This window comes from Mesotoga sp. H07.pep.5.3 (assembly GCF_002752615.1).
Classification (GTDB): Bacteria; Thermotogota; Thermotogae; order Petrotogales; family Kosmotogaceae; genus Mesotoga; species Mesotoga prima.
This window is the reverse complement of record NZ_AYTV01000025.1, coordinates 363,573-386,103: the sequence shown is the minus strand read 5'-3', so window position 1 is coordinate 386,103 and position 22,531 is coordinate 363,573. Positions and strand designations below refer to the sequence as shown.

Genomic DNA, 22,531 nt, shown 5'->3' with positions numbered 1-22,531 from the left:
TCATTCTTTTGAAACTCGCTGGATTGCTATCCATTTTTCAATGACCCTTCCTTCTCGCTCGTCTTTCCCGCTAACGCTAACTTCGCGTCAGCAATTCCTATACTACCAGTACCACTTCCTATTGTCAAGTTACAGGTTCGTTTCCTCTAACTCATCGCTTGAGTGAATTCATTGGAGAGTCATGGACGGTCAGATGTAGTCGGAGAGTTCATCCTCAATCTCTTTCAAAGATCTGTTTTCAAGGATTGAAATTCTCATTGCGATAGGAGGATGTGTACTCCACAAAGATGCAAAAAAGGAGCTCTTGTTGTTTATCCTTCTCTTCAAAGGATCGGAGATAAACAGATGAGCTGTTGCTACATTGGCGGTTTGAAGCTTCGCAGAACTGGTAACGATTTTTCTCAAAGCTCTGGAAAGTCCCGAGGGATTTCTGGTCAGCTCAACGGCCCGCGCATCTGCAAAGTACTCCCTCGTTCTAGATACCGCGAGGAGAGAAAGCCTTCCTATGAACGAGAATAACGCTCCTAGCCCTGCGACCGCGGCAAGAAAGGCGATTATCGCGAGGGCCGAATTGTCATTTTTCTTTGAGGAACGTTTTGTCCTTGATGTTGCACTGATCGCTCCAAATCTAAGATGAGCAATCAAAGCCCGAAAGGCTAGCGATTGAACGATAACCACTGCACCAAGAAGCGCGGAAATTAGAGTCATGAGTAAAATGTCTCTATTTACTATGTGGCTCAACTCGTGGCCGATTACACCGGAAGTCTCTTCACGATCAAGACTCTTCAAGAGACCTGTAGTCACACATACTACCGAGTTTTCCTGCTTCCTACCAGTGGCAAAAGCGTTGATCACTGAGTCGTCGTCTATCACGTAGATTTCGGGTGGCTTTGCCATTCCCGCCGCCAGGGAAAGTTCGTCAACAATATTTCTTAACTGCCGCTCTTCGGGATCGTCTGTTCTTGCTTCACGAGCCTTCACCGATTTAAGAACAATATCCTTTCCAGAAGAGAGCGAGATCAAAGTCTGTACGAGAGCAATGGCAAGAAAAACAAAAGTGAAGACAGGCAATATCCCAAATATCAGATCGATGATCAAACCGAAGGCAATCATCATAGCAAGGAAGACCATCACAAGGACGATGGTCTTCCTGACATTTTTCCTGCTTTCTTCGTAGAAATCTACGGTGAAAGACATAACTCTCAGAAGTTAATATCTACGTTGGGTGTTTCTCGTTCGGCTTCAGTAACTTCAAATAACGGAAACTGCTCAAACTTTCCTCCAAAGAAGCCTACGATGAGATTGTTAGGGAAGATCTCGATTTTTGTATTGAACTTGGTAGCAGAATCATTGAAGAACTGCCTTGCGTAAGAGATTTTGTTCTCCGTAGCAGTTAGTTCTTCCATCAGTTGTGAGACATTAGCGTTCGCCTTAAGATCAGGGTAGTTTTCGGCTATGGCAAGCAGTCTACCAAGCACACCGCCAAGTTCCTGCTCGGCCTTGATCCTATCTCCAACTCCTTGAGCGGACACGGCCTTTGCTCTTGCTTGAATTACTTTGTCCAGGGTTTCCTGCTCGAATTTCATGTAGCCCTTCACTGAGTTGACAAGGTTCGGAATCAGATCATGTCTTCTCTTGAGCTGAACATCGATCTGCGACCAAGCATTCTCTACTCTCTTCTTCAGGGTGACTAAATTGTTGTAAACCCCGATGAGCCAAAGAGCCAAGACAACAATAATTCCAATTACAATGAAAAGAATGACCATTCAACCACCTCCAACGTATGGCTATTATACAGTATTGCCTCTTTCAATTATCTCTATGATCGATCCAATGTTATTGACAACTTCGTAACTATGTGAATCAGGTACCATGTCCGCTGTTGTTTCTCCAGACAAAACGAGATATGTGTCTACCCCGGCACTAAGACCGCACTCGATGTCCGTGTAAATTCTATCTCCAATCATCACTGTTTCCTCCGGACCGTAGCCAAAGTCATCCATCACCATTTTCAGTATAGTCGGATCCGGCTTGCCTATAATGTTATCGGGCCGACGACCTGTGGAAGCTTCGAAAAGGCTCAAGAAGCTTCCAACATCAGGTACCGGTCCATCCTCCGTGGGGCAGTTGACATCTGGGTGAGTCGCTATGAAAGGAATGCCTTGCCTTATGAAGAGAGCAGCTTTCCGGATCCTCTCATAGTTTATTGTCGTATCGTATGCAAGAACTAATAACTCCGGGGAATTATCGTCTAAGTTCACTCCACTTTTTCTGAACATTTCCCTTACCGACGGCGTTGAGAGCAGAAATACTCTCTTATTTGGAAAATCTCGCTTCAAGAAGCTTATGGTAGCTTCGCCGGAGGTATAGACTTCGAAAAGAGTCCTATCAACTCCCAATTTGGTAAGTTTTCTGATATATTCTTCAGGTGTGCGTGATGAATTGTTGGTTAGAAACACGAGTTTGGAACCGAGACGATGAACAGCATTGGCAAATTCAAGACTGCCCTTAAGAAGTCCGTCGCCAAGGTAGAATGTTCCGTCCATATCCGAAACGAAGAGCCGTTTGTTTGTCAGCATCTCTTCCTCCATTTTTCAGGTTGTTTTCATAAGCAGAGTATAATACAAAGGGTGAGATGAAATGAAAAGGAAATTCGAAAGAAAGTACTTCTTTATAATATTCATGATAGTAAGCGGCTTCTTCATATTCATTGCCCTGGGTAACGGATTCTGGAGAGAATCTGCCCCTTACAAAATAGATTCAGTCGAGATAAATGCAAAGCTCGACGAACAAGGTGATCTTCACGTTGAAGAGCTTTCTGTTTACATACTTTCCCGCAATAATCGCACGGCATCCAAAAAACTACACCTATCTTACCCTTCGGTTCTGAAGTCTTATTCGGTTGAAATTCCTAATGATGCTGGATTTGTGAAAGAGATCTCCTCTTCTCCGGGAGGTTTTGACGCCAGGATCTTCCTTGAACAGGAAGTGAGTGAGTTTGTCATGAGTACCGAATACGTTATTTCGGGAGTCGTTGAGGTGGGTTCGGATATAGCTGTGTTAAGCTATAGATTCTGGGAACCGAATTCCGACGCTATGACAAGGGATATTTCTCTCGCTATGGAGCTTCCAGAAACGATAATTTCGAGACTTACAGAGGATGATATTTCTGTTAGACCATTTAAGGAAGCGAGTTTTGAAATCGAAGGAAACCTTGTCAAACTGCAAATGAAGTCGGTCCTTTCAAATGCTTCTGGCGAAATCAAGATCTCATTTCCGAAGAGCATTGCTAATACGATGCCAAATGCGGTCAATACAACTATAAGTAAAAGTGCATTGCGTAAGGAACATGAATCCGCTATGTTCCAGCAAGCCTTCCTTTCTGGTTTGATTGGCTTCCAAATAGCAGTTCCCTTCTTCGTGATCTTCTTCACATTCATACTTTTCGGGATCGAACCACAGGTGAAGTCTGAAATAGGCTACAGACTCTACGATGTGCCGGGTTACCTTCTCAATGCTGTAATCAAGAATCCCTTTCAGGAAATTGATCATAACGGGTTTCTATCTACGATTATGGAGATGCATAACAGTGGGGAGATACAGATTGGTGAGAACACAATTTCTCTCGAAACAAGTGAAAAAGGAATTCCGACACAGCAAAAATGGGCTTTGCAGACGCTGAAATCTCTTAGAAGAAATGAGGATGGATCGATAGAGATCCCTGATGCAGAGAGCGACGCCTTTTCGTTTGACGAGTTCAAAGAACAATACGGTTTCTGGCGGAAGCATGCTATGCGTGTGGTAAAGTCGGGGCGATTTTATGAGTATCTGGGTTCAACTGTAATGTCTGTGTTTTCTATCTTGTATCTAATAATATGGTCACTGATATTGAAATTCGTCTTTGGAAACTGGCAAGTTTATCTCTCCTTCCCCGACGAATCGCTGGCGATTTCAATAGTCCTTTACGCCGATTGGTGTCTCGGCTGGCTACTTCTCGTTCTTCCAAAGAATATTTTTGCTCGGTGGACGCCTTCTGGAAGGTTGTTCTACATGGAATGGAAAAAAACCGAGAAGGAGCTTCTTTCAAAACAGTCATGGACTAATGATGACATTGCAAAGCTAGTTGCTCTTGGTCACCTACAGGACCTTATTTCCAACAAGAAGAGAGTATCTGATCAACAGCTCACTTTGCTGCGCCAGCTACAAAGACTTGAGATGATTTTTAACAAGGTGAGACCTTGATTCCCACATTGAATTTGAGTTGATTAACCCGAAAGTGAACAGGGTTGACAATTGAAATTCTAATCCTTTATAATTAGTTTATGATACCCCTCGGGGGTAATGGAGGTGAAAAATCAAATGAACGCAAAGGTAACTGTGTATTCCACACCGTCTTGTCCTTGGTGTAAGAGAGCAAAGGACTATTTCAGAACCAATGGGATTCCTTTCAAGGACTACGATGTGAGCAAAGATAGAGCTAAAGCAGAAGAGATGGTAAAGAAGAGCGGACAGATGGGTGTTCCAGTCATAACTATTGGCAGTCAGGTAATAGTCGGGTTCGATAAGAATAGGATAGATAATTTGCTGGGAATCCACTAAGGTTAAATCATCAGACCATCTGCGGGCTTAGGCCCGCTTTGTTTTTTTACCGGGGTAGTGCTATTCTCTCAATATAGGACAAAAAGACATATGTGCGATGTTGGAGGTGTTGTGTTGAAGAGGTATTTTGTTGCGCCCGGTAGAGTTAATGTCATTGGTGAACACACCGACTATAACCAGGGATTCGTCATGCCTGTCGCGATTGACAAATATGTATTACTGTCGATTGAGCGGACAGACGAGAGCGTCATTGCTTTGAGTTCTGCTGGAAGGGAGCCAGTCTCATTTCGGGAGGAAAGCATAGAAAAGACCGGCGACTGGAGTGACTATCTAAAAGGAGTTTTCTGGGTTTTGAAGGATAACCTTGGTGTTGACTTTGGAGGGATGAAGATCAAAATCAGCTCTAGCATCCCTGAAGGTGCCGGCCTCTCAAGCTCAGCTGCTCTTGAAGTTGCTCTTATTCTAGCGTTGAATTCGGTGTATGAACTTAAACTGGGGGACAAAGAACTTTACAGTTTTGCTCAGCAGGCCGAAAATGAGTTTGTCGGTGTCCAGTGTGGAATTATGGATCAGTTTGCAGCCGTGATGGGGAAGAAGGACACGGCAATCTTCCTAGACACTCTCGAGATGCGCCACGAATATGTACCGTTAGAGCTCGGTGAATACACATTTGTCGTATTCGACTCCAAGGTTCATCATTCTCTCTCCAGTGGTAACTACAATACTCGAAGGGCCGAAGCAAATAAGGCTCTCGAAATACTCGGGAAGAACAGTTATCGAGAGGTCTCCATGATTGATCTCTTCCCTAACAGAGGTAAACTTGGTGATCTATACTACAGAAGAGCGCTACATGTTGTTTCTGAGAATATGAGGGTTCTAGAAGCCATGAAGATGATGTCGAACTCGAATTTCGAGAATCTCGGCCGAATATTGATTCAGTCCCACGAATCACTGGCTCTTGATTATGAAGTAACTTGCGAAGAGACTGATTTTATCGTTGACACTCTACGAGAAATTGGAGGTGTCTCCGGTGCAAGAATGATAGGAGCAGGATTCGGCGGTTCGGTACTCGCTTTATGTGAAAAGATTGAGATGAAAAAAATAGTTGAAGTCATGAAAATCAGATACAAAGAGAGATTTGGAATTGATCTCGACTCTTATGAAGTAAGACCATCAGATGGAGCGAGAGAAGTGGATGCCACCTTCTCGCTTTAGTATGTGTTTGGACAGTCGAGCAGAGAGTACTATTCCATCCATCTCTTTGTAGTTCTTTCTAAGGAGGAGTTGCATGAAAGTCAATTTGGGTATTGTGGGTGCCGGAATAGCATCTAGGGAGCTCCATCTGCCCGCGTTGAGAAGACTGACCGAGTTATTCAAGATTACGGCCGTGAACAGCAGGACTAGAAAAAAGGCTGAGGAATTTGCCAAAATAGCTGGTGGCGATGTTGAGGTCTTTGATTCGTATGAAGAAATGCTGAATTCTGATGTTGTGGACGCTGTTGTGCTTGCAGTTCCAATTGCTTTGAATCCACAAATGATTGAGGCGGCAAGAAAGGCAAACAAGCCGGTTATCTGTGAGAAGCCAGTAGCAGCCACTACTAAGGAAGCCATCCGATTGTTGCATCTTCCAGGTAATACTCCCATTTATATAGCGGAGAATTACAGGCATATCGAGGTTTACAGAAAGGCCGAAATACTTATCAAGGAGGGAAGACTTGGCAAGCCTCTGGCATTCAGCTGGTTGAAGTGGGTAGATTTCGGGCAGGACAACAAATACGTTCAGACTAAGTGGAGGCAGACGCCTCAGCACATCGGTGGATTCATCTCTGATGGAGGGGTACATGATGTGGCCGCGCTTCGCAAGATTCTTGGTAACGTTGAGGAAGTAAGCGGCTTTTCGGAGAAGAATTTCGACTATCTTGGTGCTGAAAACTCCGCGGTCTTCAATATGACTCTGGGTTCCAATGTGATTGGTAACTATTCCGTCGTCTATGGCGCCCCCGCTTCTCTAAATAGATTTGAAATAGTCTGCACAGAAGGAATAGTCCAAGTTGACAAAGACGAAGCTACTCTTGAGATATATTCCAGCGACAGGGAGAAACTCTTTCTTAATAAAACAGATGGTTTTGCCGAAGAGTTTACTGATTTTCACAGGGTGTTAGAGGGTCAGATTAACTCTCTGGGATCAGTTGAAGAGGCAGTTATGGATCTTGCCACCATAGAAGCGGGACTCATTTCCGCAAAAGAGAAGAGAGTTGTAAGAGTTGACTCTTTGCTAAACGAAAGCTGAGATATATATGCGGGGATTCAACACAAGAGCAATTCACGCTGGTGAAGAGAAAAAGATAAACGATGCGGTTAGCACACCCATCTTTCAAACATCTAACTTCTTGGCAGATGACGTGAAGTACATGGACGAAAGCTCGGAAGTTCTTTACACAAGGGTTGGAAATCCCTCTATTGGAGTCGTAGAAAGAAAGCTATCGGATCTGTTCGGCGGAACTGGCGGCGTCTTCTTCTCATCTGGAATGGGTGCCATAACTACTGTTTTTCTGTCCATTCTCAAATCCGGAATGAACCTGGTGATCTCGAGAAATATCTATGGAGGAACGCAAAGCCTTATCTCCGATCTGCCGGGAATGGGAATTGAGATAAGGAGATTTGATCATTCGCAAATGAAGGATCTGGAAGATCTTATTGACAATAAGACAGGCATTGTATATGTCGAGTCGATGTCGAATCCCGATTTGATGCTTTCAGACATTGAAGGAATAGCTCGTATTACGAGCGAAAAAGAAGCTCTTCTCGTGGTAGACAACACTTTCTTATCCCCGTATAATTTCAGGCCCCTCGAATACGGAGCAGACATAGATGTTCAGAGTCTGTCTAAGTATGTGAACGGCCATTCAGATGTCATTGCAGGGTTCGCCGCCTTCAAAGACTGTGAGCTGGAAAAAAGGGTAAGAAAGGCAATGATTAAACTGGGTACAAACGGAGCGCCGTTCGACGCTTTTTTGGTTGGCCGTGGAGTGAAAACTCTTGGTCCGCGCATGGAGTTGCACAACAGAAATGCAAGAGAAGTGGCTGTCTTTCTTTCGAACAGTCCAAAAGTACTTCGGGTTTCCTATCCTTCGTTGAAGGCAAGCCTACCGGCCTGTTTCTCTGAATGCAGGGGATTTGGAGGCGTAGTTTATCTCGAACTGGAAAGTTTGAGTGCAGCTAAATCGTTCATAAGAAGGAGCAAGTTGTTCCTTGAAGCTACGAGTCTTGCCGGTGTTGAGTCTCTTGCAACCATTCCTGTTTTGACAAGTCATGCCTCATTGTCTGCCGAGCAGCTTCGCGATGCAGGTCTCTTAGAAGGAGGCGTAAGACTCTCTGTTGGTATTGAGGATCTAGAGGATCTTCTGTCCGACCTAGATTTCGCTATGAAGGGAATTTAGTCGGTCTCGTTGCGACTTTTTGCGGGAAAGATCCGAAACTGAGAAAGAAAGGAACTGAGCGTGAGAAGAAGCAAAGAAAACTGAAAGATAGGAATAAGATTATAAACGGCTTTCCTTTTGAAGCTGCTGGTTAGACTGCGATTCAACTTACTTCTTCACCCGTCTATAATTGTCAACAAGCTGTGAGGTGATATGAAGTGCTGAAAATAAGGGTCTCTAGTATCGAGGAGTTCCTTCTGGCGGACAGAAAGGAATTCAAAATGGAGGCTGGCAATTTTGTTTATATATACGACTTCGAGAGACTTACCGATTCGACGGGGATTCTCCTCCAGATTTCAGTAGTGAATAGATCTGATGCTCCGAAGAAAGTCGGAAAGATAGATCTTCTTGAAATAGAGGACGTTAGCGAACCCGTATATTACAATGGTTGGCAATCATGGCTACCGTTCAAGGCTTACTGGGAACAACCGATTGTGGATCCTTTCGTTCAGTACGCCGATTCACACGAGATAAGTCTCTTCTCAGCAACACCAATTCCCGAAATCTTGAGGGAGGGAAGAAGACCGAGCGATTACTTCATTGCCACTGATGAGTTGGTTGTTGGATTCCTATCCAGCAGATTCTCGCATCAATACTTTCTCTGGAACGACGATCAGTGCGTCATCCGCGGCTCGGCAGATCTGTTTGGGGTTGAGCTAACTCCAGGTGAATCAGTTCAGCTAGAGAAGATGGTGATTTTTGTCAAAGACAGCTTGTGGAGTATGTTGGAGAATTATGCAAGTCTTATCAAGAAAAGCAACAAGGTTGAGTTCAACGATTTCAGCGGTGTCGGGTGGTGTAGTTGGTATCACTACTTCTCCGATATTACCTTCGAACAACTATCGAAGAATATTCGGCTGCTCGCGGAAATTAGAGATCGAGAGAAAATCGATTATAGACTGGTTCAGCTTGATGACGGATACCAGGAGGATATTGGTGATTGGCTCGAAACAAACTCCAAATTTCCTGAATTGAAGGAAATCGCTTCCGAAATAAGAAAGAGGAAATTTTCGGCGGGTCTCTGGATTGCACCGTTTTCTGCGTCTGAAACTTCGAAAGTCTTCAGGGAACATCAGGATTGGTTCGTGAGAAACGAAGACGGCTCACCGAGAATTGCCTACAGGAACTGGGGAAAGAAGATATTTTCCCTGGATACTACGAATCCCGAGGTGCTTGATCACCTGAGAGATTTGATTGTCTCGATAAGGAGATCTGGTTTTGATTATCTGAAGATTGACTTTCTTTTCGCCGGAGCCATTCCCGGAAGGAGATACAGAGAGGGCTGCGGTCCGATCGAGGCTTATAGAATAGGCATGAAGACTATAAGAGATGCCGCCGGAAAAGATTGCTTCATTCTTGGTTGTGGCGCGCCGCTTCTTCCTTCGGTAGGATTTGTGGATGGTATGAGGATTGGATCTGATACCTCTCCACAATGGAACGGTGAAGCTATGGATATCGGTATTCCCAGTGCAAGGTTTTCACTAAGAAATGCTTATACAAGAGCATTTATGCATAGAAGACTTTGGCTTAACGATCCCGACACGGTCATATTGAGAAAATGCGAAATGACTGAAGAAGAGAAGAGGATCTTTGCCTTGTCCGTGGGACTGCTTGATGGAATGATGATAAACAGCGACGATATGGAACTGGTAGATTCACAGGGGATCTCACTTCTAAAAGAAGCGATAATGCTAAAAGGAGGAGAACCTCGTGTCTTCCTTGACGGAATGAATAGTGTTTTTGCTACTTGCACTAGAAAGGCCAATTACTGCAATGTGACTTCACTTGTCAATCTTACTGACACGCCTAGACACTCAATAAAGCTCAAAGAGATGTATGAAAATTGGTCAGGGGTTAAGCCTCCGGTTAAGGAAGTCGAGCTTCCACCAAGGAGCATATGGATAGCAAAAAGTGATTCATGTGATATCTAGTACGAAAATTACATAAAGTCACAACGGGAAAATACCGCGAACTTCAAATGAAATCAATTATCGCTGTCTCTTGGAGTAAGAATCCACACCGTTAGGGGAGGGACTTTGATCTCCCCACCAAAAAATGAAATAGTCTCTCCAGTCAAGTATTCTGTGAATTCACCTTCCATCGAAGGGCTGAAGAATGCAGCCTCTCGTGAGGGATTGGTTATTACTATTACTTCGTCAGTGGCCTTCCATCTTCTAAAAGAGAAAACTGGTCCTTCAGCGGCAATGACCTCATACTCGCCAGTGCGGATCGATTCGTGCGATCTTCTAAGATCTAACAAAGCCTTATAGAAATCGTGAACATCATGATTCCAGCGCTCTTCATCCCAGATCATTGGCGCTCTGTTTTCAGGGTCACGACCTCCTTTCATTCCTATCTCATCTCCATAGTAGATCACTGGACTGCCAATGAACGTCATCTGGAGCGCCACAGCGACCTTCATAAGGTCGATCTGATTGAAAGCAAGAGTCAGGATTCTTTCGGTATCGTGACTGTTGAGAATATTCCATAGAGAATGAAGAGTCTGGGGCGGATAAGCATTCAGGTACAGATTTGTCATAGCAGCAAACTTAGCTGCGGAATTTCCGGCTCTGAACACGTATTCTACAACAGCATCCTTGAAAGGATAATTCATGACAGAATCGAAACTCTTACCTCTTAGCAGAGATCTAGCGTCACCCCAAAACTCAGCGACAAGTATCATCTCATCGTCTAAGCTCTTCAGAAGCGGTCTGAAAAAGTCGGTCCAGAATAGTGGGTCTACTTCTGTTGCGACGTCCAAACGCCAACCGCCAATTCCAGCGCAATCGTATTTCCTTACCAGTTTCTCAACGTATGATTGCCACTCTTTGTTAAGAGCGTTTATTTTCGGCATATATGCGTAGCCGTTCCACCCAACATATGTCATTGCCCTGTCCTGAACTTTTCTTATCGGAAAGCGTTTCACAAAATACCAGTCAACATAGGGAGATTCTTCTCCCCTTTCTCTTAGATCCTTAAAGGCGAAAAAGTCATATCCAGTGTGATTAAACACTCCGTCGAGAATGATTTTTACGTCGCTGTCATTGACAGCGGTTAGAAGTTCCTCGAAGAGCTGGTCGTCTCCGAAATTGTCATCGATTTTCAGATAGTCTTCGGTGTCATATTTATGGCTTGAGGGGCTCTCAAAAATGGGATTGAGGTATATTGCATCTACCCCCAGTTCAAGTAAGTGATCGAAATGATCCAAAATCCCTTTGAGATCGCCACCAAAGAAACCGTCTCCTCCAAGATTTGCGTAATCGGGATCGGCATTCCATTCCTGAACGTTTGGCGGATCATTTCTCGGGTCTCCATTGGCAAATCTCTCCGGGAATATCTGATAGTATATTGCTCCCTTTGACCAATCAGGGAGGTCGAAGTAGGAAATCGGAAGGCTCTCTTTCGAAAAACAGTAGGGAATTCGGGGCTTTCTGCAGAGTCCAAGAGAGTCGAGAAAGACAACTCCAGAATCGGTCTGTATTTCGAAGTAGTATTCAAGTTCTTCGACGCTTAATCTTTCTGTACGGTAGAAGCTCTGATTTCCAAAGTCCCGTAGATATTCAAGCGGGTAGCGTTCCCCAGCAATTACGATTTTGGCTTCAAAAGGGACATCGGTCGGAGCCGAGACTGCAAAATAGTATTCATCATGGTTTATCGGGTTTAAATAATCCCTGTCTCCAACACTGTGTCTGACAGAATCATGTAGGACCTCGAAATCCTCGACAATCATCACAGACATTTCCCTTTCATTCTCGTAAGATTTTTCATCGTTTCTTTCATCGGGGAAACTCGATTCCTCTGTGGTGAAATAGTAACGGTATCTACCAGGTTCAAGAGAAACCTCTGCTGTCCACCAATCGTTTTCCAGTCTCATCATTTCGAGTGTCATTGATTTTTCCACAACTACTACTGAAGGTGTGCTCTCCGATGTGGTCAAGAAAGATACTCCGCATCCTAATGTCATAACCGTTAAGAAAAGGATGATCATCATTTTCTTTACTAACATCATTTTGACTCCTCCCTTGTTTTTCTTCTCGCCAAGGCATTGGCACCCCAAACTCCCAGAAGAATTAGAGATATACCAATTACCTGAAGTGGACCGAATCTCTCACCTCTGAAGACAACTCCGGCTAAAAGAGATACGACAGTCGACAGATAAACGAATACCGTTGATCGCGACGCTTCAAGCTTAGAAAGCATGAAATTGATGAGGAAAAAGGCTCCGACAGATGACAAAGTGCCCAGATAAAGCGCTGCTATGGCAACCTGAGGTGTACCCAAGCCTAAAATGTAGAAAGAGAACTCTCCTTTTATCAAAGATGTTACCACAGCGATCAAAGTGAAAGAGATGAAACCCATAGTCATCATATGATATGTTATTTCCCATGCTTTAAACCTGACAGAAGCCTTTCTTGACAAAATATTGTAAAAGGCAGCTGAAACTGTGCTACCTAAGAGAATGATGGGTCCAAGGACACTGCCACCCGCTGAAAGACCCTTTCCGGCTGTTATCAGAACTATTCCCAGTAGCGCGGTCAAGACTGAGAACACTTGAGGAGCGGCAAGTCTTTCCTTAAGAAAGACCCTGGCGAATATCAGAACGAATATCGGAATTGTCGAAAGCAGGATACCAGCTTCGGACGATGTCGATAGTGAGACTCCAACGTTCTCGAAGATGAAGTACATGACCGGTTGAACAAGACTGAGCAAAAGCAAATCCTTGAAAACAGACTTGTATGGCCTTACTCTGATTACACCCAACGCTCTCAGGAGAGAAATCGTCACGAAAGCGACTGAAAACCGGTACGAAAGAAAGTACATCGGATTTGTGTATTCAAGAGCGTTTTTCGTAAACAAGAAGGAAAGACCAAATATCACCGAAGAACCAATGCCAGCAAAATAGGCCAGAAGTCTGTCCCTTTCTATCTCTGCCATAAAACACCTCAATCAATAATATCACCGGGAAAAACAAACCGGCAACCCGAGAACGTTGTCTGCTACACATAGTCTATAATAATAGTAGTTGTGCTTCGTTTTCAGAGGGCGGTGGCTTTTTTGTTCAGAAGATATTTCTTGATAACATTTCTCTTATTGTCGGCATTTCTTTCCGGGTATTCATTTAGGGATCTCGACTGGTTGAAGCATGAGTCCGATCACTTTGTATACTTGTACCATAAAGAAGTGGCTTCCTCTATTTTTCAGGTTGAGGCGTTGGCGGAAGATGCCTTTGATACTCTAAGTGAGTTGTTTGGTAATCCGTTTAAAGAGAAGATAACTGTGATCATCGGTGGCTATGAAGATCGTTCTAATGGGCTGGCAAATCCAGTTCTTGAATCGATTTATCTAATGACAGTTGGAATGGACTACCCATATAGAAACGACGGTTTTTGGCTGGAAGAGGTGATCACTCACGAACTGACTCACCTGTTTCAGATCACTTCGGTCACTGAGTTTGGAAACATACTGAGAAACTATGTCTCCAAAGCCTATTTGCCCAATGCACTTCAGCCTATGTGGCTTACTGAAGGCTTTGCTCAACTGGGAAGTGAACTAATCGGAGATCTTTACGAGTATGACTACAGGCGATTGCCTTTTCTGCTAGATCAATTAATGGAAAATGAGCCGTTTTCGGAGGAGACTGTAGTAACAGGGTTCAGCGGAATAGGCGGAGAGTCTTACTACAATTACGGCTATGCTTTTCTTTCTTATCTTTCCGAGACTTACGGAATCGAAAGTTTAATGGAACTTGTGAAAGTGAAGAGGGGACTTCTTGGTCTCACGGGGATAGAGCTTGCGATAAAGAAGGTATATGGAAAAAGCTATGAAGAGCTTAAAGGGGAGTTCATAGAATATCAATTCAAGAAATGGGAAACTGCGGAAATACCCTTCGTTTACGAATTCTCACGTGGCGTTGGCGAATTCGTCAATCATTTCAGACCAAAGATTTATGACGGGAAACTTTACTATCTTTCTCTTGATAGGCAGATGAAATGTTATTCTCTCAACATCGAAGGCGTTGAGATATTTAATTCTACAATGGAGATTGTGGATTTCGCAGTCTTTGAAAGCGAAATAGCGCTTATCCTCTTTGAAGAGGAGCAATCCGAAACCAGATTGTATTTCTTTAGGGAAGGCAAGTTAGAGAGAACAAGAACGGCTCATCTTCGTGAAATCGATTATTTGGGTAAGGATAGGCTTCTTGTTGTGAGAAACAATCTCGGCATTCCTTCGATAGAAATTCTTTCTTTGAGAACGGAAAGGGTAACCAGTATCTTCACGCCACTTGATCCTTCGACTCAAATTGACAATATAAGTGTATCTCGTGACGGCAGTTTAATTGCGTTCAGAATTAACAGTAAAGGCGACAAGTCACTGGCGATTTATAACTCAAGCACCGAAAAGCTCGGATTTTTCGACGTTACGAATGATTTCTCGATTGGTGGTTGGGCTTCCGAGGGATTTTTAATTTCTGTTAAGAACGAGTTCGGCAGCGATGTTTATGTTGTCACATCTGAAGGTGAGATGATCGGAAAGAGCTCCTTCACAAGATATGTTAGGGAACCAGTAATGATTGCAGACGGGGTGATTGCCGTAGGCCAGCTTCAGGGAAGGAAGCTGCTCTTCTCCTCCGACACAAAACCAACCGATTATAGTTTGGAGAGCGAAGAAATCAATTTGAGTCCTCCTCAAGAAATAGAGGGAGTCGTTTACAATGGCTTTTCAGACTGGAGATTCGTTTCGGTACTTCCCTTTAAGGGGATTTCGGTGCTATTTTCCGACCTAACTTTTCGCAACAAGCTTCTTGGAGGGGTGTCGTTCGACTTCGAGACGATGTTGCCCGGAATCAATCTTCAACTCTTCAGCGAAGACTATTTGCCGGTGGATTTCTCTCTGTCGCTCGAATATGTCAATCTTGAGCCGAAAGCCTTGTTAAACGTTTACAGGCGCTACAGGATTAATCCCAAGCTTTCTTTCGGTTGGAAAGCTTCGCTTGAGTATCCTTTGAGAATTGCCGGTTCCCTCAATGTGGCCCTTGAGGATTCCTCAGCACTGTACGGAGGTCAGGCCTCGCTCAATACACTGATAAATGTTCGTGACACACAGACGGCGACTTCTAATCTCGTAGATGTTGGAATAAACGTAGACTTCGATTGGAATAAGCACGGATTTACTATAGATTCGACAATTTACTCCAGAGTTACTTTCGGGGAAGAGCCTTCCATAGTCCCGGTGGAACTTTGGGGCTTTAGAGACGACACTAACATTGTAGTCGGCCTTTCCCTGGATTCGGATTATGTCATTTCGAGAAGGGGTCTCAATCTGATGAATCTTGTCCATTTCTCGGAGGAAGGTATTGGGGGAAAGATCGACTTTTTGATCGGTAGTCGGTTCTCCTGGAGAATAGCTATCTACAAGTTTGAAACAGCGTTTCTGTACGCTGCCTATCCCATGCACATAAGAGCAGGAATCATGCTTGAAAACACTAGACTGCTCCCTTATCTGGATTTTGAGCTAATATATTAGAAACTCACAACCATCCGGGGAATCTACAATCGATCTTTTATAAAGCTTTCTTCCATCGTGTATTTCGAACTCTATCCTTCTTTCTTCACACTTGAAGCTACCTTCTTGGGGTTTGACTTCGACCTTCATCCCGTTTGAAGTATTATCAACTATGATTGTTTTTAATGAATACTCGCCTCTCTTATATGCCTCTGTGAGGCCATCATCCTCATATAGGTAGAATTCGGCCCTATCTTTAACAAAGCCCAAGAACTTCAGAGTTTTCCAGGAGCCGCTTTTCACAAATTGCAGACCGTCCGTCATGGCAATGAGCGAGTCTTTCTTCAAAAAGTAAGGAATGATGTCGAGAGGTGCTTTTGCCCATGCATGACCGCTGTTGACCACTTTTCTGGTGTTGAGATCAAGCCACTCTTCGCCTGGAAGATAAACATGCCTTCCTTCGGAATTTCTTTGATAAACGGGAGCTACCATTATCGAAGGACCGATCATGAACTGGTCGTCGGCATTATACGTTTCGCTATCGCCGGGCCAAATCAGAGCGAGCGGTCTAAGCATAGTCATCTCCCCGTTTGCAGATTGTTTATGTACCGAATACAGGTATGGAAGAAGAGAATAGCGTAGCTCAATCGCTTCCCTTACAAGTTCCTCAACTTCCTTGTCGAAGGCCCAGGGTTCCTGATTCCTTGTCCCTATGGCGCTATGATTTCTGAAGAAAGGTAGAAAAGCCCCAAACTGAGTCCAACGAACTAGCAATTCTCCGGAGCAATCGTCACCGAACCCTCCGACATCGCATCCGGTAAAACAAACTCCTGCTAAGGAGATAGACTGAACCAGCCTAATCTCATTCAGAAGCTGCTCCCATTGACTTGCATTGTCACCAGTCCACAGGACTGCGTAACGTTGTATTCCAGGATACGAAGACCTGGTTATGTTGAAAGGTCTTAGATCAGACTTGCTCTTCCTGATTCCTTCGTATGCGGAACGAGCCATATTGAAGCCGTAGATATTTCTTACCTCTCTATGAGAATGAGTATTCCCATCGTCGTCCTTTTGAACGAAGTCTACTCCGTGATCGTAATACTTCTTCTTCGAAATAATCCTTCCAAAAAGGAATTCAGTTTCGATTCCAGAATCATGAAGCTCTTCGGCCATAAGCTTAAGTTCTAAAAGAGATTCCGGTGTATAAAAGATAGCAGGTTCGTTCATGTCGTTCCAGAATCCTGAGACTCCATTCTTTATAAGACGATCATAGTGTTGCCCCCACCACTCTCTTGCGGTAGAGTTTAGAAAATCTGGGAGCCTCGATTCTCCAGGCCAGACAGCAGCTCTAAATGGGCTACCGTCCTTTCTCAAACAGAACAAGTCTTTCTTCTGCCCTTCTTCGTAAATATCAAATCCGTCCTGAGCTTTGACCCCCGGATCGATTATTGCAACAGTCTTGATCCCCATGTTTGACAGCTTAGCCGTCAAGGAAGAAGGATTTGGGAAGCGATTTTTGTCCCACGTGAAGACCTTGAAATCATCCATGTAATCAATATCCAAATGAATTGCATCGCACGGAATGCGGCGTCTCCTAAAATTTTCAGCAATCTCTAAAACCGTTTCTTCGTTTGCATATGACCATCTAGACTGATGGTAACCTAAGGACCAGGCAGGAAACAACAATGGATTCCCTGTGAGCTTGAAGATGCGTCTAATTGTATCAGAAGGACTCCCAACGAAAATGAAAAGATCGAAACCGTCCCCCTCAATGCTTATTTTGATTGTGTCTCTATTTTCAAATCCAATGTCAAAACTCGAATAACCTGGATGGTCAAGAAAAAGAGCGAACTGCTCTTCGGGGGAAACAATGTGGAAAACGGGAAGAGATGAATACAGTCTCCTCTTTGATGGCGAGTGATCAGGTTCGTCGGTATTGTACATCTCAAAGATACTGCCTCTTTTGTTCAAAGGTCCCATTGTCTCTCCAAGCCCTAAGACAGCCTGGTTCTTCTGGAGCGTGATGTTCACGACATAACCGGCGTCATTCTCAGCGACACTCATCTCATTACCGGCTCTTGAAATAAATGTTCTAGCCTGTCCAAGATCTAATACGCCAAGAAGTTGACATGCACCCAGCTCGTCAAGTTCCTCTTCGGGTTCAATTATCACCGCGCCGCTCTTCAGCTTTGTCTTTCCCTCTCTCACAACACTGACCTTAACAACAGAATTCAAATAACGAAAGAAGCGTTTCTTCAATTCGTCACCCCCGGTTCTTAGAAATATCGTTCTCATTGTACAGCAAGATGGTAGACTTTGTATGTATTTTGGAAAGCTGGAGGTAGATCGATGACCGTAAGGGAGGCAGTCTGTAAGATAAAGAGCCTGAGAGCCGAAAGGCTTTCAGAAATCAGCGGCACATATATGTTTTTCATCGCGGGTGGGGAACCATCAAAATTTGCTGTCGAAATCTTGGATGGAAGACTTGAAGTGTACGAGGAAGACAAACCTTCAGATTGTTCCATAAGTACTGATCTTGAAACCTTCGAAGGAATTGTCGGAGGAGCTGTCAATCCTTTTGCTGCTTTTATGAGCGGAAAACTCAAGATTTCCGGAGATCTGACTTTCGCAATGAAATTGAACAAGCTGCTTGGGGGTGAATAGATGTCGGCTGAAGTGATGATACTTGCCTTTGAAGGCAAGAAAGCTTGTTTCTTACACGCGCTCCTAAATGCACTGGACATGTCTGAAAAGGGAATCGAAGTGTCTATCGTGATGGAGGGAGAATCACCCAGTCTCTTGAAGGAAATTGTAAACGAAACAGATGCTCTACATGGGCTTTACAGCGAGGCAAAGAGGAAAGGTTTGATCAAGGCCGTTTGTTATGGTTGTTCCAAGTTGATGGGTGTGCTTGAGATAGTTGAGAAGGAAGGTCTTCCCTTAAATGGAAGTATGAAGAACCATGTGCCTTTGGCTCCTTATGTAGAGAGGGGAGCGGAGATAATTACCTTTTAGTCTATTGAACGCAGCTGGCGCGTGATGCCGCTGAAGTATAGCAGATCAGAATAGTTTTTTCTTAGGAAAGGAGTCCTTTATGAGAAACAGTCTATGGTGTTGGAAAAACGAGAAACTCTCTGAAAGACTTGCGAAAGTTTTCGAGGGTAAGGCGATAAAATTCATGTACTTCCAGGATAGAGAGATGGTCGTAGATGCGGTTTCAAAGCTCGTCCCTGATGGAGCGACTGTGAGTGCGGGAGGTTCCCTTACTCTTATAGAAACTGGGGTATCCGACCTTCTGAAGTCTGGAAAGTACAACTTTCTTGATAGAGATTCTGTTTCTGGTAATGAGGAAAAGAAGAGGATCATGCTCAGCGCATTTGAGGCAGATTATTATTTCTGCAGTGCAAATGCCATTACTGAAAGTGGTGAGATACTTTTGCTTGATGGAAATGGTAACAGGGCTGCCGCTGTTACCTTCGGGCCCGACAAAGTGATTCTAATTGCTGGAGTTAACAAGGTAGTCAGCGATTTAGACGCGGGAATCAAGAGGATAAGATCAATAGCACCGATGAACGCTAAGAGATTGAATCTGCATACTCCCTGTGCTGAAAGTGGTCTCTGTACCGACTGCGACAGCGATGAAAGGATTTGTGAAATATACTCAATAATTGTTGATTCAAGAAGAAGACCCTGGAGATACACCATTATTCTGGTCGGTGAAGAACTGGGCTTATGAGGACAATAAGAATTAGAGTCTACGGACGCGTACAGGGAGTGGGCTTCAGATATTACGCCCTGTACACCGCCAGGTCTCTGGGCATAACTGGCTATGTCAGGAACGAACCCGATGGGAGCGTCGAGGTAGTTGGCTCTGGGAGAGATCCCGATATTGAGGCCCTTATTGAAAGCATTGATCGGGGCCCTAAGTATGCAAATGTAGCCAAGACGGAAACTGAAGAACTACCCTTCATGAGATTCGAGCACTTTGAAATCAGATACTGAAGTTCAGATCCCACCCCATTCTGAAAGAAACTGTTCCACGAATTGCACGACAAATCTGTAGCGGTTTTCTGCGATTTCCTTTGCGGTCTTTGTCCAGAAACTCTCCGGAGTTATTTTCAATATCTTCTCAAAGAAATGATTAATGGCAGTACTTGAGTACCCTTTGTATGAATCACCTGGCTTGAGCTTTGGTGAATGAAGAGGAGTTCCCGTTTTTCCCGAAAATGAAAAAACCCTTGCGACAGCAATAGCACCTATTGCATCGAGTCTATCGGCATCTTGCAGTATTTTTGCCGTCATGCTGGAAGGGTTTAATCCAGAGGAATATCGGTGTACCTTAATTGCTTCAGAGACTTCGAGAGTGAACTGAGATTCGAAGCCCATCTCATTCAGAAGCTGAAATGCATACTTCGCTCCGCTCTCTGCATGGTCCATTCCAGTGATATCCTCTTCGGGTCGTTTAATATCGTGAAGAAGTGCAGCAATGACTGCAATTTCGAGGTTTGCCCCTTCATGGATGGCTATTTCACTCGCACTTTCAGTAACTCGTAGAACATGAGAGATGTCATGAGCCGGGTCGTCGTAATTCTCAAAAGCCTTCTCGACAATGGCCAAAATTTCTTTTATATGCGGTATGCAATTGATGAGACGGTCAAACTCCACAGGATGCCCCCCTGAGTAAAAAAGAAAAGTTGCGACACATATTGTAAAATAAGTATACAAGATGATTAGTTCGAACAGTTTAGAGGAGGTACAAATATTGAATATCCTGGTTACAAATGACGATGGAATAATGTCGCCCGGAATTATAAAACTCGCGGAAGCGCTTTCAGAAGAACATGATGTTCTAGTTGTTGCTCCAGACGTTGAAAGAAGTGCAACTGGGCATGCAATAACAATCAGAACCCCGCTTTGGGCCAAGCAAGTAAGAGTTGGCAACAAAAACATCGGATATGCCATAAACGGTACGCCTGCCGATTGTGTCAAACTTGGACTTCTGGCAATTTCCGAAAAGAAGATCGATCTAGTCATCAGTGGTGTAAACAAGGGTCAGAACATGGGTGTAGATGTCCTTTATTCGGGAACGGTTTCGGGTGCTCTAGAAGGCGCCGTAATGGATACTCCATCGATTGCAGTTTCAAGTAGTGACTGGAGTAATCCGGAATTCGAGACAGCCGCAACGTTTATGGTAAGTTTTCTCAGAATCTTTGATGTTAAGATGATGCCAGACTTCACTGCGCTCAATATAAATGTCCCTTCTATCAAATCTGAGGAGCTCAAGGGTTGGAAGGTGACGAGACAGAGCAGAAGAAGATATAAGGACTATTTCGAAAAGAGAAAGGATCCATACGGAAATAACTACTACTGGATATTCGGAGAGGTAGTTGAAGATGAGTGCTCAACCGACTGTGATTATAATGCCGTAAAGTCTGGATTTGTGTCGATAACCCCTCTCCACGCAATAATGACAGATAATGATTACTTTGAGAAACTGAAAGAGATTTCAAGAGGGTGGTAAGAGTGACAGTGATTTACATAGGAAATCCTATATTGAGAGATGTTTCGGAGAAGGTAGAGGTATTCGATGATGAACTCAGACAGTTCGTGAAGGAATTAAGCAAGACAATGTATGTGGAAGACGGAGTTGGTCTTGCAGCACCGCAAGTAGCGATATCACAAAGGCTCTTCGTTTATGACCCCGGCGACGGACTAAGGGTTGTAGTAAATCCCGAGATCCTTTTTAGAAGCGATGAGAAGGTCAAAATAGAAGAAGGTTGTTTAAGCATACCCGGAATTTACGCAGATGTAGTCAGACCGGCCTCTGTTCGAATTCGTTATCAGGACGAGTATGGTCATTACCATGAAGACGACCTCACTGATTATCCCGCAAGAATAGTACAACACGAAACCGATCATCTGGACGGCATACTTTTCGTCGACTATCTCTCGTCAGCAAAAAGGGCAATCTTGAAACCCAAACTTGATCAGATAATTAAGGAAAGCGTTGGATAGATGAATATTGTCTTCATGGGTACGCCGGAGTTTGCTGCATCACATCTGAAAGCGCTTGTTGAGTCAGGTGTTAAGGTAACAGGTGTCTTTTCGCAACCGGACAGACCTAAAGGAAGGGGACGAAGAGTCTATCCTACTCCTGTGAAGTCAGTTGCAGAAATCTACGGATTGCCAGTCTTTCAACCCGAAAAAGTCAATTCTGGAGAAGGATTGGAAAAACTCAAAGAACTTTCTCCAGATCTAATAGTGGTTGTTGCGTACGGAAAGCTTCTCAAATCAAGTGTTATTGACCTTCCAACTTTAGGCTGTTTCAATGTCCACGCCTCACTCTTGCCGAAATACAGAGGAGCCGCTCCGATTCAAAGAGCAATCGAAAGCGGGGAAACGAGGACCGGTATAACCATATTCAAGATCGACGAAGGAATGGATACCGGTGAAATAGCTTTGAGGAGGGAGATCGAGATAGAGATTTCAGACAATTTTGGTTCCCTCTATGAAAAGCTTGAGAGACTCGGAAGGGAAGCTTTGCTTGATTTCTTGAAGATAGCTGAGGCCGGGAGAATCGAGCTTTCTGAACAGGAGGGAGCACCTTCCTACGCGCCAAAGGTCCAGGCTTCGGACCTGGTCATTTCGGATTTTTCGGATGCAGTTTATGTTTTGAACAAAGTGAGAGCTTATGATCCTCAACCTGGGGCAAGAACATCCCTTGACGGGAAGATGGTAAAGCTGTTTGGGGCAGTTTTTTCAGATCGAAGTTATGGAAAGAGCAGGGATGGAGAAATTGTGAAAGTGGAAGACCACGGTATGGTTTTAAGCTGTGGCACCGGAAATGTTATTATATCGTTAGTACAGTTACCCGGAAAGAGGCCGATGAGCCCTAAAGATGCGGTAAGTGGCCGGCTGATTCGTGAAGGGATGATTTTGGGGGGATAGAA

Annotated in this window: 21 protein-coding genes; 14 read left to right on the top strand and 7 right to left on the bottom strand. The window is 44.1% G+C overall.

The genetic code is table 11. The features are described 5' to 3' along the window. Positions 1-189: 189 nt before the first annotated feature. The 3 genes from V513_RS12890 to V513_RS12880 are packed head-to-tail and all read right to left on the bottom strand — an operon-like array spanning position 190 to position 2,579. Positions 190-1,197, bottom strand: coding sequence for a M48 family metalloprotease (locus tag V513_RS12890; RefSeq protein ID WP_099773044.1), 1,008 nt, complete (start codon positions 1,195-1,197; stop codon positions 190-192). Positions 1,198-1,202: 5 nt separating this feature from the next. Next, entirely contained in the window at positions 1,203-1,766 is a 564-nt protein-coding gene (locus tag V513_RS12885; protein ID WP_006487112.1) for a LemA family protein, read from the bottom strand. Between the two features lie 24 nt (positions 1,767-1,790). Further along, positions 1,791-2,579, bottom strand: coding sequence for an HAD-IIA family hydrolase (locus tag V513_RS12880; protein ID WP_099773043.1), 789 nt, complete (start codon positions 2,577-2,579; stop codon positions 1,791-1,793). Positions 2,580-2,640: 61 nt separating this feature from the next. Here V513_RS12880 and V513_RS12875 point away from each other — a divergent pair, with 61 nt between their 5' ends. From V513_RS12875 to V513_RS12850, 6 genes are all read left to right on the top strand, one after another. Further along, positions 2,641-4,242 carry a DUF2207 family protein gene (locus V513_RS12875; RefSeq protein WP_099773042.1) on the top strand — a complete coding sequence of 534 codons (1,602 nt, stop codon included), beginning with the start codon at positions 2,641-2,643 and terminating at the stop codon, positions 4,240-4,242. Positions 4,243-4,359: 117 nt separating this feature from the next. Beyond that, complete coding sequence (locus V513_RS12870) at positions 4,360-4,599, top strand: glutaredoxin family protein (RefSeq protein ID WP_099773041.1); 240 nt, start codon at positions 4,360-4,362, stop codon at positions 4,597-4,599. Positions 4,600-4,713: 114 nt separating this feature from the next. Then, entirely contained in the window at positions 4,714-5,814 is a 1,101-nt protein-coding gene (gene galK, locus V513_RS12865; protein ID WP_099773040.1) for a galactokinase, read from the top strand. A 73-nt stretch (positions 5,815-5,887) separates the two neighbouring features. Next, on the top strand, positions 5,888-6,889 hold the full coding sequence (locus V513_RS12860) for a Gfo/Idh/MocA family protein (protein WP_099773039.1): 1,002 nt from the start codon (positions 5,888-5,890) through the stop codon (positions 6,887-6,889). Positions 6,890-6,896: 7 nt separating this feature from the next. Beyond that, the gene (locus tag V513_RS12855; protein ID WP_099773038.1) at positions 6,897-8,039 is read left to right on the top strand and encodes a trans-sulfuration enzyme family protein; all 1,143 of its coding nucleotides are present in this window, start codon (positions 6,897-6,899) and stop codon (positions 8,037-8,039) included. A 197-nt stretch (positions 8,040-8,236) separates the two neighbouring features. Next, positions 8,237-10,009 carry a glycoside hydrolase family 36 protein gene (locus tag V513_RS12850; protein ID WP_099773037.1) on the top strand — a complete coding sequence of 591 codons (1,773 nt, stop codon included), beginning with the start codon at positions 8,237-8,239 and terminating at the stop codon, positions 10,007-10,009. 53 nt (positions 10,010-10,062) lie between these two features. Here V513_RS12850 and V513_RS12845 read toward each other — a convergent pair whose 3' ends face one another. Both V513_RS12845 and V513_RS12840 read right to left on the bottom strand, forming a co-directional pair. Further along, positions 10,063-12,087, bottom strand: a complete 2,025-nt coding sequence (locus tag V513_RS12845) for a glycoside hydrolase family 13 protein (protein ID WP_099773036.1) — start codon at positions 12,085-12,087, stop codon at positions 10,063-10,065. Next, on the bottom strand, positions 12,084-13,013 hold the full coding sequence (locus V513_RS12840; RefSeq protein WP_099773035.1) for a DMT family transporter: 930 nt from the start codon (positions 13,011-13,013) through the stop codon (positions 12,084-12,086). The genes V513_RS12845 and V513_RS12840 overlap by 4 nt, the downstream gene beginning before the upstream one ends. A gap of 120 nt (positions 13,014-13,133) precedes the next feature. On the opposite strand from V513_RS12840, the gene V513_RS12835 reads away from it, so the two are divergent. After that, positions 13,134-15,602 carry a hypothetical protein gene (locus tag V513_RS12835; protein ID WP_099773034.1) on the top strand — a complete coding sequence of 823 codons (2,469 nt, stop codon included), beginning with the start codon at positions 13,134-13,136 and terminating at the stop codon, positions 15,600-15,602. Here the strand turns inward: V513_RS12835 and V513_RS12830 are convergent. Next, entirely contained in the window at positions 15,591-17,840 is a 2,250-nt protein-coding gene (locus V513_RS12830) for a glycoside hydrolase family 31 protein (protein WP_099773033.1), read from the bottom strand. The two genes, V513_RS12835 and V513_RS12830, sit on opposite strands and share 12 nt — an antisense overlap. Before the next feature lie 90 nt (positions 17,841-17,930). Between V513_RS12830 and V513_RS12825 the strand changes: the two genes are divergently transcribed. The 4 genes from V513_RS12825 to V513_RS12810 all read left to right on the top strand — a co-directional run bounded on the left by V513_RS12825 (position 17,931) and on the right by V513_RS12810 (position 19,583). Next, entirely contained in the window at positions 17,931-18,245 is a 315-nt protein-coding gene (locus V513_RS12825; protein ID WP_006487132.1) for an SCP2 sterol-binding domain-containing protein, read from the top strand. Then, positions 18,246-18,596 (top strand): hypothetical protein, encoded by a 351-nt coding sequence (locus tag V513_RS12820; protein ID WP_099773032.1) that lies wholly within the window; start codon positions 18,246-18,248, stop codon positions 18,594-18,596. A 79-nt stretch (positions 18,597-18,675) separates the two neighbouring features. After that, complete coding sequence (locus tag V513_RS12815; protein ID WP_099773031.1) at positions 18,676-19,317, top strand: lactate utilization protein; 642 nt, start codon at positions 18,676-18,678, stop codon at positions 19,315-19,317. Next, the gene (locus V513_RS12810) at positions 19,314-19,583 is read left to right on the top strand and encodes an acylphosphatase (RefSeq protein ID WP_099773030.1); all 270 of its coding nucleotides are present in this window, start codon (positions 19,314-19,316) and stop codon (positions 19,581-19,583) included. The genes V513_RS12815 and V513_RS12810 overlap by 4 nt, the downstream gene beginning before the upstream one ends. 3 nt (positions 19,584-19,586) lie before the next feature. Here V513_RS12810 and V513_RS12805 read toward each other — a convergent pair whose 3' ends face one another. Continuing rightward, positions 19,587-20,246, bottom strand: a complete 660-nt coding sequence (locus V513_RS12805) for an HD domain-containing protein (protein WP_099773029.1) — start codon at positions 20,244-20,246, stop codon at positions 19,587-19,589. Between the two features lie 97 nt (positions 20,247-20,343). Between V513_RS12805 and surE the strand changes: the two genes are divergently transcribed. From surE to fmt, 3 genes are read left to right on the top strand one after another with little or no spacing between them, the layout of a single operon-like run. Further along, positions 20,344-21,102, top strand: a complete 759-nt coding sequence (surE, locus tag V513_RS12800) for a 5'/3'-nucleotidase SurE (protein ID WP_099773028.1) — start codon at positions 20,344-20,346, stop codon at positions 21,100-21,102. Between the two features lie 2 nt (positions 21,103-21,104). Beyond that, positions 21,105-21,596, top strand: a complete 492-nt coding sequence (gene def / locus V513_RS12795) for a peptide deformylase (RefSeq protein WP_180274898.1) — start codon at positions 21,105-21,107, stop codon at positions 21,594-21,596. Continuing rightward, a complete protein-coding gene (gene fmt, locus V513_RS12790) occupies positions 21,597-22,529 on the top strand; it encodes a methionyl-tRNA formyltransferase (protein ID WP_099773026.1) in 933 nt (310 codons plus the stop codon). Positions 22,530-22,531 lie beyond the last annotated feature (2 nt).